Source organism: Sphingopyxis sp. (genome assembly GCF_036402335.1).
Lineage (GTDB): Bacteria > Pseudomonadota > Alphaproteobacteria > Sphingomonadales > Sphingomonadaceae > Sphingopyxis.
The window spans coordinates 1-2350 of the sequence record NZ_DASWTD010000180.1; the positions used below are offsets into that span (position 1 = coordinate 1).

Consider the following 2350-nt stretch of genomic DNA (forward strand, 5'->3'; position numbering starts at 1 on the left):
AAACGCGACGGAAGCTGGTTTGTGCTCGATCTGACCCGCTTGCGGCGAACCAATTAGGTGACCGATAGCGGCCAGTCAGCTTTTGGCTTGCGAACGCCAAGAGCTGACGTTGCCCGGTCATCTGGCTGAACGAGGTGGATCGACCGAACGCGAACCGGCCACTTACAGACAAAAGCTACGGACACGAAGACGCATGTCACTCGCCTAGTCGAGAAGGCGGAAACGGATCGCCGTGCCGCCACCGGGGGCAAGCGAGAGCGTCAGCGTGTCAGAACGCGTCACGTTGCGCTTCTCGATCATCAGCGCCTCGGGATTGGTGCGATAATCGGCACCGGGACCATCCGCATAAATCTGCGCTTCGAAGCGCCTTCCGGCGGGAAGGAAAGCGAGCGGTTGTTCGAGCGTCCGCGCTTCCTCGTCGGTGATGGCGCCAAGATACCAGTCGCCCTTCCCGCGCTGTTGCCGCGCAACGACCACATAGTCGCCGATCGCACCCTGCAGGGTTTTCGAGGTCTCCCAGTCGGCGGGGACGTCGCGGATGAACTGAAAGGCATCGAGGCGCTGCTCGTAATTTTCGGGCAGGTCCGCCGCCATCTGGATCGGCGAATAGACGACGACATATTCCGCCAGCTGCGTCGCGAGTGTCGATTGCACCCGCCGCATCAGCTCCTTGCCGCCGCGCGCAATGTCGAAGATGCCGGGCGTGAAGTCCATCGGGCCCGCGAGCAGGCGCGTGAAAGGCAGGATCGCCATATGCTCGGGCGGGTTGGTCGGATTGCCCCAGGCGTTGAACTCTTGCCCGCGCGCGCCCTCGCGGCTGACCCAGTTCGGCCAGGTCCGGCGAAGGCCGGTGTCCTTGACCGGCTCGTGCGTATCGATGACGATATGATGCTTCGCGGCACGCTTGACGACATCGAGATGGTGGCGCACCGCATATTGGCCGGCGAACCATTGCAGCCCGCCCGCGCCATCGACGATCGTCCCGCTGTGGCGAACATAGCCGGTCTTGATCGCCGCGACGCCATTGTCCGCATAAAGCTTCAGCGCATCGTCGAGCTGGCGCGCATAATTTTCGATTGCGCCGCCGGTTTCATGGTGACCGATCAGCCCGACCCCCTTGCTCTTGCCGTAACGGGTGATCGCGGCGAGGTCGAAATCCGGATAGGCTTCGGTGAAGCTGAACTTGTCGCCGTTCGCGATCCAGTCGCCATCCCAGCCCTTGTTCCAGCCTTCGACGAGGACGCCGTTGAAACCATATTTCGCCGCGAAGTCGATATAGCGCTTCACATTCGCCGTGGTCGCGCCATGCTTCGGCCCGCTGCCCCATGTCGATTTCTCGAGGTGCATTTCCCACCAGACGCCGACATATTTGCCCGGCTTGAACCATTTGCCGACATCGGGAAGCATATTGGGCTCGTTGAGGTTCAACGTGATGCGGCTGTCGGCCAGCGCTGCAGGGCTGTCGCCGACAAGTACGGTGCGCCACGGCGTCGTGAACGATCCGGTCTTTTTCGCGAGCGTGCCGTCGGGCCACGGCATCAGCCAGGCATTATAGGTTCCCGCGCCATCGCCTTCGAGCAGCATCGAGGGGAAGTCGACGAGCGCCGCTTCGTGAAAACTCAGATAGAGGCCATTGTCGCCCTTCAGCGTCAGCGGGGTTTCGGCGAGCGTCACGCGCCGCGCGTCGGTCTGCTTGTAAAGATATTCGTCGCGTTCCTGCCCCAGCCCTTCATACCACCACGCCTGCCAGGCGCCGACGGTACGGAACTGGCTATGGTCGGCGGTGACCGCGACGGGTTGTCCCGCAGGGATCGCGCCATAATCATAACGGAAGCCGAAGCCGTCGTCGAAGAGGCGGAAGGTGACGCCGACGGTCTTGCTGAGCGGGGTGTCCCCCGCAAGGGTCACCTTCAGCTCGCTGTGATTGTCGCGGATCAGACGCTGCTCGCCCCATGGTTGTTCCCACGTCGTATCCGACGCCGAACGCCTGACGTCGCCAAGCGCGGCGTAGCGCGGGTCGGCTTCGCCCGCGAACGCGAGCCCGAGACGCGACGGCGCGATCACGACCGTGTCGCCACGCTTCACCTCATAGCGCGCCTCGCCGCCCTCGATCGACACGCAAAGCTCGAGCAGCTTGCCCGGCGACTGCACGCATTCGCGTGCCGCAGCGGGCGAGGCGATCGCCGACATCGAGAGGCCAAACATCAGGAACGTCTTTAATTTCATGGACAAATCTCTTTCGGGGGGAGGATCATTTGCGGAAGGCGGCGGCAATCTTCTGGCGCAATGCCGTGCGGTCGGCAGGGCGCATCGTCCCGAGCGCGCCGCGCAGCGCCTCCGGGATGTGGCC

The 2350-nt window shown here is 63.4% G+C and carries 1 protein-coding gene; it reads right to left on the reverse strand.

All coding sequences use genetic code 11. The features are described from left to right. Positions 1-204: 204 nt before the first annotated feature. The gene (locus VGD20_RS05715; protein WP_331133526.1) at positions 205-2226 is read right to left on the reverse strand and encodes a glycoside hydrolase family 97 protein; all 2022 of its coding nucleotides are present in this window, start codon (positions 2224-2226) and stop codon (positions 205-207) included. Positions 2227-2350 lie beyond the last annotated feature (124 nt).